This is a genomic window from Deinococcus sp., from assembly GCF_018260405.1.
Lineage (GTDB): Bacteria > Deinococcota > Deinococci > Deinococcales > Deinococcaceae > Deinococcus.
Window position 1 is genome coordinate 1 of sequence record NZ_JAGLBG010000269.1, and the last position, 265, is coordinate 265.

General features: G+C 63.8%; 1 protein-coding gene. It reads right to left on the bottom strand.

The window, feature by feature from the left end; translation table 11 throughout:
- Positions 1–265 (bottom strand): transposase (locus QZ269_RS13475; RefSeq protein WP_291427197.1); only part of this gene is annotated, 265 nt, incomplete at both ends.

The following is a 265-nucleotide window of genomic DNA, read 5'->3' on the forward strand; positions in this document are numbered from 1 at the left end:
ACCGCGCAACCGCGCGGTCTCCACGGTGGACTTGATCCGCATGTACGTCTGCGCACCCACCGCGTTCTTGCTGCATTGCGAGACCTTCCTCGCCATCACCACCGTCCGCAAGCTCCGTTCCGCGGCGTTGTTCGTCGGTGGAATGTCCGGGTCCTTCAGGAACCGCCACAACCGGTCCAGCACGCTCTGCTTCAGGATTCCCAGTCGGAGTCGCTCGTTCGGCTTCGACTTCAACGGCACCCGATTCAGCAGGGCGTCCAGACGC